Origin of the sequence: Parabacteroides sp. AF14-59, assembly GCF_003479515.1 — a bacterium.
In the GTDB taxonomy this organism is placed as follows: Bacteria; Bacteroidota; Bacteroidia; order Bacteroidales; family Tannerellaceae; genus Parabacteroides; species Parabacteroides faecis.
Genome location: NZ_QUHH01000002.1, coordinates 169,196 through 182,491 on the forward strand (window position 1 = coordinate 169,196; position 13,296 = coordinate 182,491).

12 protein-coding genes are annotated in these 13,296 nt (G+C 41.7%); 6 read left to right on the top strand and 6 right to left on the bottom strand.

Annotated features, from left to right (window positions below):
- The 3 genes from DWW23_RS02895 to DWW23_RS02905 form a co-directional block, all read right to left on the bottom strand.
- On the bottom strand, nt 1-885 hold the full coding sequence (locus tag DWW23_RS02895) for a ParB/RepB/Spo0J family partition protein (protein ID WP_122351782.1): 885 nt from the start codon (nt 883-885) through the stop codon (nt 1-3).
- 8 nt (nt 886-893) lie between these two features.
- On the bottom strand, nt 894-1,658 hold the full coding sequence (locus DWW23_RS02900) for a ParA family protein (protein WP_122351783.1): 765 nt from the start codon (nt 1,656-1,658) through the stop codon (nt 894-896).
- A gap of 393 nt (nt 1,659-2,051) precedes the next feature.
- A complete protein-coding gene (locus DWW23_RS02905) occupies nt 2,052-5,705 on the bottom strand; it encodes a DUF6383 domain-containing protein (RefSeq protein ID WP_122351784.1) in 3,654 nt (1,217 codons plus the stop codon).
- A 1,035-nt stretch (nt 5,706-6,740) separates the two neighbouring features.
- On the opposite strand from DWW23_RS02905, the gene surE reads away from it, so the two are divergent.
- The 6 genes from surE (at nt 6,741) to DWW23_RS02940 (ending at nt 11,784) form a co-directional block, all read left to right on the top strand.
- Nucleotides 6,741-7,508 (top strand): 5'/3'-nucleotidase SurE, encoded by a 768-nt coding sequence (gene surE / locus DWW23_RS02915; protein WP_122351786.1) that lies wholly within the window; start codon nt 6,741-6,743, stop codon nt 7,506-7,508.
- 10 nt (nt 7,509-7,518) lie between these two features.
- Nucleotides 7,519-8,652, top strand: coding sequence for a lipid-A-disaccharide synthase (gene lpxB / locus DWW23_RS02920; protein ID WP_122351787.1), 1,134 nt, complete (start codon nt 7,519-7,521; stop codon nt 8,650-8,652).
- An 85-nt stretch (nt 8,653-8,737) separates the two neighbouring features.
- The gene (locus DWW23_RS02925) at nt 8,738-9,481 is read left to right on the top strand and encodes a NigD-like protein (RefSeq protein ID WP_122351788.1); all 744 of its coding nucleotides are present in this window, start codon (nt 8,738-8,740) and stop codon (nt 9,479-9,481) included.
- Nucleotides 9,482-9,575: 94 nt separating this feature from the next.
- Nucleotides 9,576-10,145: an RNA polymerase sigma factor gene (locus tag DWW23_RS02930; RefSeq protein ID WP_370449234.1), complete on the top strand. Its 570-nt coding sequence runs from the start codon at nt 9,576-9,578 to the stop codon at nt 10,143-10,145.
- A 1-nt stretch (nt 10,146) separates the two neighbouring features.
- The gene (locus DWW23_RS02935; protein ID WP_122351790.1) at nt 10,147-10,695 is read left to right on the top strand and encodes a hypothetical protein; all 549 of its coding nucleotides are present in this window, start codon (nt 10,147-10,149) and stop codon (nt 10,693-10,695) included.
- 12 nt (nt 10,696-10,707) lie between these two features.
- Nucleotides 10,708-11,784 carry a hypothetical protein gene (locus DWW23_RS02940; protein WP_122351791.1) on the top strand — a complete coding sequence of 359 codons (1,077 nt, stop codon included), beginning with the start codon at nt 10,708-10,710 and terminating at the stop codon, nt 11,782-11,784.
- 129 nt (nt 11,785-11,913) lie between these two features.
- Here the strand turns inward: DWW23_RS02940 and DWW23_RS02945 are convergent, their stop codons facing one another.
- The 3 genes from DWW23_RS02945 to DWW23_RS02955 are packed head-to-tail and all read right to left on the bottom strand — an operon-like array spanning nt 11,914 to nt 13,239.
- Entirely contained in the window at nt 11,914-12,297 is a 384-nt protein-coding gene (locus DWW23_RS02945) for a hypothetical protein (protein ID WP_122351792.1), read from the bottom strand.
- Entirely contained in the window at nt 12,294-12,857 is a 564-nt protein-coding gene (locus DWW23_RS02950) for an RNA polymerase sigma factor (RefSeq protein ID WP_122351793.1), read from the bottom strand. The genes DWW23_RS02945 and DWW23_RS02950 overlap by 4 nt, the downstream gene beginning before the upstream one ends.
- A gap of 10 nt (nt 12,858-12,867) precedes the next feature.
- The gene (locus DWW23_RS02955; protein WP_187576585.1) at nt 12,868-13,239 is read right to left on the bottom strand and encodes a DUF6249 domain-containing protein; all 372 of its coding nucleotides are present in this window, start codon (nt 13,237-13,239) and stop codon (nt 12,868-12,870) included.
- Nucleotides 13,240-13,296 lie beyond the last annotated feature (57 nt).

Genomic DNA, 13,296 nt, shown 5'->3' on the forward strand with positions numbered 1-13,296 from the left:
TTATTTCAATTTATCCAACAGACCGATCAGTCTTTCCAATTCTTCTTCCGAGGTAAAAGGAATCGTGATACGTCCTTTCCCCTTCTCGTTGCATGCCAGTTGTACTTTTGTATTAAAGAACCGGGACAAATGATCTTTCAGCAGATTAAATTCTTCGGGAAGCATCTGCTTGCGTCCTGCTGCCTTCTCCTTCTTTTCCGGAGTTACAGCCTCCGCCCCGTTACGGACGATCTCTTCCACATTACGAACGGAAAGTCCTTCTGCCAGTATCTGTTCATACAATGCCAGCTGCACTTCCGGATCTTCTACCGGTAGCAGGGCACGTGCATGTCCCATATCTATCTTTTTGTCTTTCAACCCCATTTGTATCTCAGCCGGTAACTTCAGCAGGCGAAGGTAGTTGGCGATAGTCGCCCGCTTCTTTCCTACCCGTTCACTGAGTTTTTCCTGGGTCAGACCATAACTATCTATCAGCTTCTGATAGGCTAACGCAATTTCTATCGAGTTAAGGTCTTCACGCTGTATATTTTCGATCAGCGCCATCTCGACTACGTTCTCGTCGGCGGCTGTCTTGATATAGGCAGGAATCTGCTCCAGACCTGCCATCAGGGAGGCACGATAGCGGCGTTCACCGGAGATGATCATGTACTTCTCCGGTCCCATCTCTTTCAGGGTTATCGGCTGGATAACACCCAGGGAACGGATAGAAGTCGCCAGTTCTTCCAGTGCTTCTTCCTCAAATATAGAACGGGGTTGCTCCGGATTGGGTTGAATCTTGCTCAATTCTATCTCGCTGATAGAAGACGAACCACCTGTCTTCAGATCGTCCATCGTGATCAAAGCATCCAATCCACGGCCAAGTGCCGATCTTTTCATTACTGCCATAATTCTACTTATTTGTTTTTGTCTATCAGCTCCTGTGCCAACTGCATATGGTTAAGCGCTCCTTTCGATTCAGCATCGTAAAGTAATACCGGTTTACCGTAGCTGGAGGCTTCGCTCAGCTTCACATTACGCTGGATAACGGTTGTAAAAACGAGATCACGGAACGGACGTTTCACCTCTTCGTATATCTGGTTGGCCAGACGAAGGCGCGAATCGTACATCGTCAGCAGGAATCCCTCGATTTCCAAAGCCGGATTCAGCTTTGATTTAATAATCTTTATCGTATTCAACAGTTTACTGATACCTTCCAGTGCAAAATACTCGCATTGAACGGGGATCATGACCGAATCGGCTGCAGTAAGGGCATTTACTGTGATCAGCCCCAGAGAGGGAGAACAGTCAATCAGGATAAAATCGTACATATCCTTGAGGGGAACGAGAATCTGTTTCAGAATTTGTTCACGGTTCTCCATGTTCAGCATTTCAATCTCCGCACCAACAAGGTCGATATGTGACGGGATAATATCCAGTCCTTCTACCTCGGTAGGGATAATGGCTCCTTTGGCATCCTCACCATTCACCAGGCATTCATAGATAGACAACTCGACATTCCGAATATCCACACCCAGTCCGGAGGAGGCATTTGCCTGCGGGTCCGCATCAACAACAAGCACTTTCTTTTCGAGTGCAGCGAGGGATGCAGCCAGATTAATCGTGGTCGTTGTCTTACCAACTCCACCTTTCTGATTTGCTAAAGCGATAATCTTTCCCATACTTCGTCTATTAATTCAGCGGCAAAACTAAACATTAAAAACCTAACGAAATCAGGTTTAAGCAAAACAATGCTCGTTTTGTTGAAAAGTCGCCCTAACTGTTGATAACTTGCAAATATAAACAGAATATTTAATAACTTGTTCCAAATGAGGAATATGCATATACTTTTTTGGAAATGATAACGAAAGTTTAAAAAACACAAAGCCTCTCCGGCATCAACCGGAGAGGCTTGTTTTTTGTCTGCTTTCCTCCTTCGCAGGAGTACTCGACAGAAGAACTTTATTTCATTACTTAATATTCATCACTCTACTTGTTCGTCCGTCACGGGCTACTGAATGGTTCTCCCGAAGGAGAACCATTACGCAGAATGATTTATTTTGATTATAAATTTCTTATTTGATAACTGCTTTAACAGCACTTTCACCTTCAACAGCTACGAATACAATACCTGAAGGAACAGAGATTGTAGTTTCACTGGAAGTGATTACTGTGTTAGCAATGGTTTGACCAAGAACATTGCTGATAGCAACAGTCTTACCTTCAGCTCCCTTCACTACAACAGCACCAGGAATTACAGATACAGATACTTCGGTAGTTTTAACACCTTCGTTTTCTGTCGGAGTTTCGTCTGTCTGACCGAAGTGGAATACCTGAGACTGGTTGATTACTTCGTTGATAGAAGCTGAAATGTCTTCATGATCACCTGTCGGTGTAATCTGAGCCAATACAGGAATACCATTATGAACTTTCACCCAAGCACCTGCGAATGAACCGATAGCAGAACCCTGACCATTAGATTCCAGAAGGAAGCCTTCACTTGCATCAGCAGTTTCATCAGCCTGGTCATTGATCTTTCTCAGAGAGAATGCATAGTTCTTATGAGCACCGTCAAGTACATTTGCCAAAGAATTAGCACGAAGCAAATCGAAATCAATTACTTTTGTTCCTGTTTCCGAATTATTAACGATAGTTGTAACATCTGCTAAAGTCTTACCGTTCTTCAGGATATAAAGAGTTTCAGCAGTAATATTACCGTTAGCATCAGTTGTCACCTGATGAACACCTTCTACAAATCCTAAGCGAGTGTAATTTTCGAACTTGAATTTATCAGCATCAGTCATTACATTATTATTAGGCTGAACAGAATCAGTATAATTAACTAAGAAACGACCTGCCAGGTAACCATTGTAAGCTACATAATGATTGTCATCAGCTGCTTTTGCTTCAGCTTCAGTTTCCCAATAACCATGAGTTTTACTTCCGCACAAGAATCCGTCAGGAATAGAATCAACATCAACAGCAAACAAATACTGAGGCATAAATTTATTAGAAGACAGAACTTTGTCAACATACATAGCAGCTGCGTCAGTTGAAACGCCCTTACTTTCAATACCCAGGAAGTTAACATCGGCGATCGGCTGAGAAGCGCTCACATTCTTACTGTCACCGCTATCTTCAAACAGATATTCATTTGCATTACCGCTCTTTCTGTAGATCTTCACTACATTGTTCATCGGCATGTCATAATCAGCAGTCATATCGATATACTGCGGACGTATCTTATGCTGGAAATAGAATGCAGAAGCACGATCTTCAGGATTGTCGTTCAGGCTTGAGAAACGTAATGTACCCAGACCATCTACAACATTAGCCTTATTCCAACCATTAGAAGTTTCTAATACACCATTGGTATTCTGAATGTCTACCAATACATAACAAGTATCAGTTACTGCATTGTTAGCATCAGAACGAACCTGATCTGCTTTCAGATAGAAGTAAGCCCATTTAGCGTTTACACCATCGATATCAGCTTTCTTAACTGCTTCGTAATAATAGTTGTTATCCTGTGCATTCTTAACCAATGCAATATACTTCTTATCGTTGTCTAATAAATTAGCATCTTTCAGTTTCAGAACATAAGCTGTTCTTTCCAAATCCTGATAACCAGTCAACGAATAACCAAAATTGTTTACAATAGCACCACCATTGTTAGGCAATGTTGCTTCAGCGATTTCGTAGATTGTAGGATCTGTAGCTTCTTCAGCTTTAGAAATCTTACCTACTTCACTCTGCAAATACAGATTATCGTTATTGAAATGATAATACTTGATAGTATAGTTGTTTTCAATACCATTGCTTAGTTCGTCAACAGTGAACTTCTTGTATCCGTGGTAAGCTGTTTTAGCGATCGGAGAAGTTACTGCAGTAAAGATGATAGAATCCTGAACACCCAGATACTGGTTATTAAACATTCCCTTGTTATCATTTCCACCTACATAAGTACGGTCGATAAAGCGGTAGATTGTTTGACCAGCAGCAGTAGTACCCATATTATATAACTGACCTTCAAATACCTGATCAGCATATTCACGATTGTGAATCTTAACACGACGTGCTACGCTTGAAGCATCGTTGCAATCCAACTGTTCAACAACCCACTGTGTAGCAGGCATCAAAGAGAAGTCCTGATCCATAGCCTGGTTGTCATACATCATGTTACCTTCCATGTTCTCAACGATATACATACCGTTAGCACGTTCTACAGAAGATTTAGTTGTATACAGATTGATGAAATACAAGCCATCAGCAACTGTACCACGAGTCAGATAATCGAACGGACGTACAACAGATGTCTTTACCTTAAATTCATCACGGTTGTCTCTGGCAACTGTCAGCACCGGATTCGTTTGACCCGGGATTGTAGCAGCAGTTAAAGAAACAGTATTAGAACCTGTAGCAGCATATGTTTTAGTATTAGTAAACGTATTTGCTACAGTATAATCGTTTTCGAAATATTGTGTACAAGCTTTTGAAGCTTTCCAATCCGTATGAGCATTGAACTCAGCATCTTCCTGTACAGCAGCATTCAACGGTTCAATCAGCAAGCTGTCGTTTGTCGGGAAATAAGTCGCTTTGAAGTAGTAACGAGCCTTCATATAATCATTATCTGCAGCAACCGGAGTCTTTACGGCAAACTTAACAGAAGGAGAAACCGAAGGAGCATAGTTATCTTCCTGGTAACGAGCTGTATCTGCCAACAGATAACCATTTCCAAGCTTGAAGTTCAAATTAAATTTCTTATCGATACCCATCGCTGTCGGCAAGCTTAAAGCATTTTCTTCAGCAACGAATGATCCAGTGAAAGGGGTTGTTCCTTCCAAAGTATTCGGATTAATCAAAAATTCGAAGTTAGTTGCATGGAAATCAGCATCCATACGAGCATTCAAATCGTCAGCAGTCATGATGATCGGATTAGCAACTACCGGCTTAAGATTTACTGCAATAGTAGGAATGTTACCCACTGACGGACCTGCTACATTTGAATCGTAAACAGCAGAAGTCAACAGTACACCTGCCTTACTCATACCATTAGTCGCCAAATCGCCTGTTACAGTAGCATCATCAGCAACTACCAAACACATCACCTGATTGTTTGCCTGATTGTGAAGATAAGAGAATACAGGAGAATAATCAAAAGGATTTACATTGCTATTTACTGTATACCATGACCAGTTGTCAGTACAACCATTCATTTCTACAGCAGCTGTTGCTTTAGCATTTGCAGCTGTACCAACAGTTTTTGCAGCACGATCATGATCAAACGTCAAAGCGAAACCGGTTTCTTTATTTACATAAGTAAACTTACCACCGCTTACACCGTCTTGTTTGTCATACTTGATTGTCCACAAAGAAGCATTCAGAGGAGCTTTACTCGATTTAACTGCTTTCAGATAGATCTTACCTGTTTCGTAATTTCTTTCCTGAATCAATACATAAGGGTCTGTACCATCATCCTGAATATTGTCACCGGCAGTTACCTGTAATTGATAAAGAAGATTGTCTTGGATATGGTAAACATCCTGCGACCAAGCAGCCCCATTGAATGTTGCACCACCAGTCAAAGCAGATAGACCAGCATTACCTGTAGATGTTTTGGATACGGAAGTTGTTGCAAATGTACGATAAGCATCTTGTACTGTTGCATTTGCCGAAAACAACGTTCCCAAAGCCAAGCATCCTACCAGAGTAGAAAACTTTTTGTTCATAATTCTAAAATTTAATATTAATACTAAAGTGTAATAAGTTCTTATTCAACACGATCGCTATCAAAAAACACTTCTTGTCCTATGACTAAATTAATCGATCGTTTTTTCTCGTCAACAAAAGTAAGCATTTGTTTGATTTCGGCAATTCTTTTTTGATTATTTTTTTCAACCTTATGTTCTTTCTTATCAATTGAATAGCATCGTTTGTATGAATCTCCCGTTTTAAGGGACGAACCCTCCAAGTCATGACGAGAAAAAACGATCGTTTTAGCTAGTCATACATTTCACTTTATTTAAGCTATAATTTACTCACTCAATTAAAGAACAATATCGATCAAATATATTAATGTACGTGCGTACATTAATATAAATAAACTGTATATCCCTGGATTTCAACCACCTCCGCCACCAGAAGCTCCTACTTTTATTTTATACTTCCTTCAAAAACATCCAATTATAATCAAAAGATAACGCAAATCAGTAGCATCTTTTTTCAAGCAACAGCATTATAACTTATTAATCAACCCATTAATGACAAAACCAACTATATAAAACAACTTCATCAAGTTATTTTTCCATAATTGTCTACACAGGGAAATCTGTTTCAACAACATCCAATACACCAAGAAATTTCTCTAAGAGAAATAATCCATCAAAACCAAGAATTTAATATATTTTTCCTATGTTATATATATGTAAGGCATACCTTACTCAAAAGTAAGGTATAGTATTCTAATATGTAATATATAGCTTACTTTTTAGAAAGGAATATATTACAGATATAATATATTAGAGTTAATTGTTTAGATTAGCAAAGCTCTCCCCTTGAGTCTCCGAAAGGAGAACTTACTCCTCCCATAAGTCAAACAAGAGAAGATAAACGGCCCCCTACATAATTCCTGAAACAACCAGACTTCTCTGCATGAAAAGACATAAAAGACAAACAACCCGGAAGAACGTTAAGAAAAAATTAAAAGCATCCTCCGTCAAAAGATTATCGTTACATTTGTAGTGGTATTACAAAAATAAGTTGCAATGAACGATAGACCGCTTATCCTGATTACAAATGACGATGGCGTAGATGCCAAAGGTATCAAAGAGTTGACAGAATGCCTAAGAGACCTGGGAGATCTGGTTGTATTTGCTCCTGACGGCCCACGTTCGGGTATGAGTAGTGCGATTACATCTGAGAATCCGATCAAATACAGTCTGGTGAAAAAAGAAAAAGGACTGACAATATATAAATGTACGGGAACACCGGTGGATTGTGTAAAACTGTCCATTAATGAAGTACTCGACCGCAAACCGGATCTGCTTGTTTCCGGTATTAATCACGGAGGAAATATGGCAATAGCCGTTCTTTATTCAGGAACCATGGGGGCTGCCGCCGAAGGCTGTGTATTCGGTGTACCTTCGATGGGTGTCTCACTGCTCGACCATCATCCGGATGCAGATTTCACAGAATGCTGTCGCTTGGGACGTATGGTAGCCCGCCGTGTACTAAAAGAAGGATTGCCTGCCGGGACTTATCTGAATCTGAATGTGCCGAAAGTAGAGACAGTAAAAGGTATGAAGATATGCCGTCAGGCTGTCGGAAAGTGGGTTAAGGAGTATAAGCGTTCGGAGGACGGAGCAGGCAAACCGGTATTTTGGTTGACAGGTTCTTTTGAGAATGCCAAACCGATCCATTCAGATAACGATATGCTGGCACTCGATAGCGGATATGCTTCGCTGGTTCCCTGTAAACTCGATGTAACAGATTACGAGTGGATGGATAAATGTAAGGAATGGGAAGTAAAATAAATTACTCTTTATGAAATATTTTCTGATAGCAGGTGAAGCTTCGGGCGATTTACATGCGTCGAACCTGATGGCGGCATTAAAAGAAAAAGATCCGGAGGCAGACTTCCGTTTCTTCGGAGGAGATTTGATGCAGGCTGTAGGGGGCACCTTGGTGAAACATTACAGGGAAATGGCCTTTATGGGTTTTATCCCGGTACTGCTCAATCTGCGTACGATCCTGAATAATATGAAGACCTGCCAGGAAGATATCCGACAATACCGGCCGGACGTGGTAATCCTGATCGATTATCCCGGTTTCAATCTGAAAATAGCCAAATTCGTAAAGACCGTACTTCATTTACCCGTCTACTATTATATCTCACCCAAAATATGGGCATGGAAACAATATCGCATCAAGGATTTCCGCCGTTATGTAGACCGGATGTTCTGCATTCTGCCTTTTGAAACTGAGTTTTTCCGCAAGCTCGATTACTCAGTCGATTACGTAGGAAATCCTTCTGTCGACTCGGTTGCCCAATATAAAGAAAAACAAGCCAGCCGTCCCGATACATTTATGGCTGATGAAGGGCTGCCGGATAAACCTATCCTGGCCCTCCTGGCCGGAAGCCGTCGGCAGGAAATCAAAGATAATCTTCCAACCATGCTGGAGGTCGCAGCCGCCTATCCCGACTATCAGCCGGTTATAGCCGGAGCTCCCGGACTGGAACCGGAATATTACAAACAATATATAGGAAACCATCCTGCCAAAATCGTCTTCGGCAAGACATACGACCTGTTGCAACACAGCCGGGCCGCCCTGGTTACTTCGGGTACGGCAACGCTTGAAACATCGCTCTTCCGCGTTCCGCAGGTAGTCTGTTATTATGTCGTGGCCGGACCGTTGGCCAGTTTTATCTTCCGCAATTTCTTCCATACCAAATATATCTCGTTGGTGAACCTGATTGCCGGACGCGAAGTCGTACAGGAATTGTTCGGCGCCCGATTCTCTTATCAGCAGATACACGATGAGCTAGGCAAAATACTTCACGATGCCGCCTATCGCCAACAAATGCTCGAGGGTTACGACGAGATCATCCAGCTACTCGGAAAACCAGGGGCTTCACAACGTACCGCCGAACTTATTTATCAGTCACTAAGGCATTAACATCTTTTATCATCTTCTTTTGCAGCATTTTCCGTTTTTTCTCCATCTACATTTATAGAATGGGAAATAAGCAATTTTTAGTGATATGAATGTGATGAAGACGTTGAGAACTTTTATACTGGTCCTGGGGACTATTTTAGCTACCTCTACCATGTATTCTTGTTTGGATGATGACGGATATTCGCCTGATAAATATAGTTTTGGAATAGCGACGATCAAGCCGCTAGGTAATAACAACTATTACTTGCAATGGGATGATTCCACTACTTTATGGCCGGCTTCCGGCGTTACTCCTGATTTCGGAGTAGACAAAGAAAGACGTGCATTTATAAACTTTACCTTATTAGGCGATTCTATCAGTAGTGGCATTCCAGGATACGATTATATAATCCGTGTCAATAAAATAGATAGCGTATTGACTAAATCGATCGTTGCCGATCTGGGTGAAAAGAATGATGAATATTATGGCAATGATCCCATATGGATGAAGTCTGTATGGATTGAGGACGGTTACATCAATTTCCAGTTCGAATCTTATTTCGACGGACATACCAAACATTTCCTCAACCTGGTGAAGATGAACAATACGGGTACTTATGAACTGGAGTTCCGTCATAATGCATACGATAACCTGTCAGGCGGACAGGGATGGGGGTTGGCCTCATTCAGACTGAACAGCCTGCCGGATACAAATGGTGAGATAGTGACGATGAAGATCAAATACAAATCGTATGAAGGTGACAAGACGTTTGAACTCAACTATAAATCTGGCTCCCCCGCCGGTAAAGCACCGATGATGGGAGAAGAGAATTTTCATTCGACAAATTAAACCTTCCCACATAACTTTTATTTTTATCATTTAGTTCAGGGAGAGAGGCATCGTGATGATGCCTTTCTTTTTTTTGTATAAATTCGTAGCGCAGATGCAACGGTCGGCCGCTTGCTCTCGTTTATATAAACAAATGAACGAAACAACAGTACAACTGATAGAGGGTTGCCGCAAAGGGAAACGAAATGCGCAACTGGCCTTGTACAAACAATTCGCCCGGCGATTGTACATAGCTTGCCTGCGTATTGTCGGTAACAGCGGTGAAGCGGAAGAAGCCATGCAGGACGCATTCCTGAAAATCTTCACCCGCATCGACCAATATAAAGACGATCAGTGTTTCGAAGCCTGGATCCACCGGATAGCCGTTCATACGGCCATCGACTATGTTCGCCGCCAAAGCCCGGAATGGGAAGAGTTATCCGACAACTATGCCGCACCGGAGTCAGACGGACCCGACGAGGAAGAAATACAATATTCCGTGAAACAGGTCAAAGAAGCGACCAATAAACTGCCGACCGGTTACCGCGTGATTCTCTCACTCTACCTCTTTGAGGGATATGATATGGAAGAGATTGCCTCTATCCTGCACATTCAGCCGCCAAGCGTACGCAGCCAGTATCTGCGGGCGAAGCGCAAATTGTTAGATATTATAGCAGCTAATTGACATGGACAAATTAAAGAAATTCATAGACACCAACAGAGAAGCTTTTGAAGATGACCTTCTGCCGGAAGGTCACTTCGATCGCTTCGAAAAGAAACTGCCGCCTGCACGCAGGAAACATTTCAAGCTATACAGCTTATGCGCTTTTGCTGCAGCAGCATCCATTGCTCTGCTCCTCTTGTTACGGATGCCGGGCGGGACGCCTGTTCCGACGAACAATCAGAAAGCATCCATACAGAAACAGTGTAGTGAGCAAAAGGAATTCAACGAGCTGCAGATGTATTACAAGATGCAGATCAATGACATCATGGCACAAATGGAGACCTTATACAAACAGGACAAAACTACGGGAAGTGCAGATCTGTTGCAAGAAAGCAAAAGAATACTGAAAGACAATTACATGTTTGAAAAGACGATCCTTCCGACACTCCCCTGTTCCAACGACGGCTTGTTTGCTATGAACCAGCATTACAGTGCCAGTGTGGAAAGCCTGAACATCATGCTGAAGCAGATGGAACGGGTTACAAATGAAAACGAGAATGACAACAAATAAAAAATATATATCATGAATACAAAACAAACAAGAAGCCGTTCATTATTACTTCTGGCTGTATTACTTATTGCAAGTACAGCTCTCGGTTGGGCCGCAAAACCCGAAAGTATTAAAAAGAAAGAGATCAGCCGTTCATTCAACGTAAGTCTGAGCGACCTGTTACAGACAGATAATCGTTACGGTAATACCACAATCACCCATTGGAACAAGAACGAGGTTTCAATTCGCGTCGAGATTGAGGCGAAAGCGGAAAGTGCAGAAGCCGCACAAGCTACGATCGATCGTGTACAGATCGATATAAAGAAAACCGGAAGTATTGTTTCTGCCGTTACCTCACTCAAACAGCAGAACTGGAATGGAAACAGGAACGAACGTTTCACGATCAACTATTTCATCAGCATACCGTCCAAACTGGCGATCAACCTGACACAGAAATACGGAAATATCAATCTCCCGGATAAAAACGAAGGAAAGAGCACCATACAGGTAAAATACGGAAACCTGAATGCCGGAAGTTTCACAGAGCCTCTTAACCTGGAAGCGAAATACGGGAATGTGGATATTAATAATGTAACAAAGGCTAATCTGGATCTGGGTTACTGTGGCAAAGTTTCAGTCGGTAATGCGGATCTGCTGAATGCCGATAATAAGTATTCCAATATGGAAGTCAAAGAATGTACACAGATCAATCTGGAAAATAAATATGGGAATGTAAAGATACAAGGACTTGACAAAGGTAGTCTGGAGATCAAATACAGTGAGGCGACAATCGGCTCCGTTAAGGAATCACTGGATATCAGCGAACTAGCCTACAGTACATTGAACATAAAAGAACTTTCTGCAAATTTCAAGAGTCTGAATGTTGAGGCTCGTTACGGTAACCTGAATGTGAATATTTCGTCGAATGCATCTTTCAAGGTGGCTGCCGAAAGCATGAAATATGGCAACCAGGATGTCAAAGGCTTCAATGTCACGAAAACTTCAACAGAGGACAAGACAAACCATTATTATGAGATTAATGGTGGAAACAAAGGACGAATTTATTTCGACGGGAATAATTATAGCAATATACGGGTGAAAGCGTTATAAAGGAAAAATGTGAAACATTTTTCAGTTGACAAGTGACAGTTGACAGTTGACAATTAGGCTTCGCACTCAGTAAATAAATCGACTGAAAGAGGAAATAACTGTCAACTGTCACTTGTCAACTGTCAACTGTCATCTACCAAAATACCGCAATGCCAATATTTTATCCAATGCCGAATAAAATATCAACGATCCGGCAATCGCTGCCACCGTTAGAATATACGGTAACTTCTCTTTTAGGCCGCTCAGTATATGGCTAACGTTTCCTGCGGGAAGCTGACCGATAAGCATCAATAATCCGGCAAATGCCACCAGATATACAATAATTATACCAACAATCATAAAAGGCGGCATTCCGGATTCCAACTTTACCTTTTTCACTTCCGGTACTTTCAATGGTTCCTCCTGCATGATCAGATCCATAATCTTCATACTCAACTCTGGAGACGGCTCGACCATACTCTCTTTCAGGATCTTTTTGGTCAACCGATTTATATCTTTATCCGATGTATTCATAACACATTCGCTGTTTCGTTCTGCATCATTAACTGTAATGTTTCGTAGAAGTGTTTACGTCCCCGAAACAATTTTATTTTAATATTGGAAGGAGTCATTTCCGTGATCTGAGCGATATCGGCAATGGAACACTCTTCCAGATAAAAGAGATTAAGCACCAGGCTCTCGTCAGCCGGTAACTTTTTCAGTACGCGGGTAATTATTTCTTTCCGGTCTTCCCGTTCCAGGATAGCAGTTGCACTATCCACTTCACTCGTTGTCAGATCGGTTGCAATAGCATCATCATAACTTTCAAAAACAGACTGTTTCCTTTGCGCCGTTATCGCTGTATTGTAAACAATCTTATAGAACCAGGTAGAGAACTTACTGCCAAACTGGAAAGACGGAAGCGCACGATACATCTTCACAAAAGCGTCCTGCACGACTTCTTCTGCCTCCTCACGATTCTCCAATATGCGGAAAGCAATCGTAAAAGCCATCTGCTGGTACTTCGTGACGAAGCAGGAGAAACTCTTGGTATCTCCTGCCAGAATACTTTTTATCCACTTCTGTTCGTCCATCAATCCTGTTTTATTGCTCTTTCTCCTTCTCCATCATTTTGAGAACGATAAAGAAATAGATTAAATAAGCGATACCTCCGCCCAGAACTGTAAAGATAACAACCGGAAAACCAGTCCAGTCACTTGGCATCGTAGCGTCCAGGTAAACTCCAGACATGGCCCCCAACGCCAGCCCGATCATCAGTAATCCATTACGTAAAGCATTGAATTTATTCGTCTTCTTTTCCGGTTCCTCCAAAACAATACCCTTTTCGATCATTGCCATACGCTCCTCATGTTTTGTCCGGGTAGTCCTTACGACCAATACAATAAGCAATAATACGGGCAAACCAACTGCACAAATAATCGCAGTCAAAGCTATTAACATCTCTCCACCATCCATAATTTCAATATTTAAAATGTTTCTAATTGTTTTGTTTACAGATAAGACTAACACTTC

What these genes read in the sequence shown, in the direction of transcription:
- DWW23_RS02895 (WP_122351782.1), bottom strand. Translation starts at nt 885, where the DNA reads ATGGCAGTAATGAAAAGATCGGCACTTGGCCGTGGATTGGATGCTTTG.
- DWW23_RS02900 (WP_122351783.1), bottom strand. Translation starts at nt 1,658, where the DNA reads ATGGGAAAGATTATCGCTTTAGCAAATCAGAAAGGTGGAGTTGGTAAG.
- DWW23_RS02905 (WP_122351784.1), bottom strand. Translation starts at nt 5,705, where the DNA reads ATGAACAAAAAGTTTTCTACTCTGGTAGGATGCTTGGCTTTGGGAACG.
- surE (WP_122351786.1), top strand. Translation starts at nt 6,741, where the DNA reads ATGAACGATAGACCGCTTATCCTGATTACAAATGACGATGGCGTAGAT.
- lpxB (WP_122351787.1), top strand. Translation starts at nt 7,519, where the DNA reads ATGAAATATTTTCTGATAGCAGGTGAAGCTTCGGGCGATTTACATGCG.
- DWW23_RS02925 (WP_122351788.1), top strand. Translation starts at nt 8,738, where the DNA reads ATGAATGTGATGAAGACGTTGAGAACTTTTATACTGGTCCTGGGGACT.
- DWW23_RS02930 (WP_370449234.1), top strand. Translation starts at nt 9,576, where the DNA reads ATGCAACGGTCGGCCGCTTGCTCTCGTTTATATAAACAAATGAACGAA.
- DWW23_RS02935 (WP_122351790.1), top strand. Translation starts at nt 10,147, where the DNA reads ATGGACAAATTAAAGAAATTCATAGACACCAACAGAGAAGCTTTTGAA.
- DWW23_RS02940 (WP_122351791.1), top strand. Translation starts at nt 10,708, where the DNA reads ATGAATACAAAACAAACAAGAAGCCGTTCATTATTACTTCTGGCTGTA.
- DWW23_RS02945 (WP_122351792.1), bottom strand. Translation starts at nt 12,297, where the DNA reads ATGAATACATCGGATAAAGATATAAATCGGTTGACCAAAAAGATCCTG.
- DWW23_RS02950 (WP_122351793.1), bottom strand. Translation starts at nt 12,857, where the DNA reads ATGGACGAACAGAAGTGGATAAAAAGTATTCTGGCAGGAGATACCAAG.
- DWW23_RS02955 (WP_187576585.1), bottom strand. Translation starts at nt 13,239, where the DNA reads ATGGATGGTGGAGAGATGTTAATAGCTTTGACTGCGATTATTTGTGCA.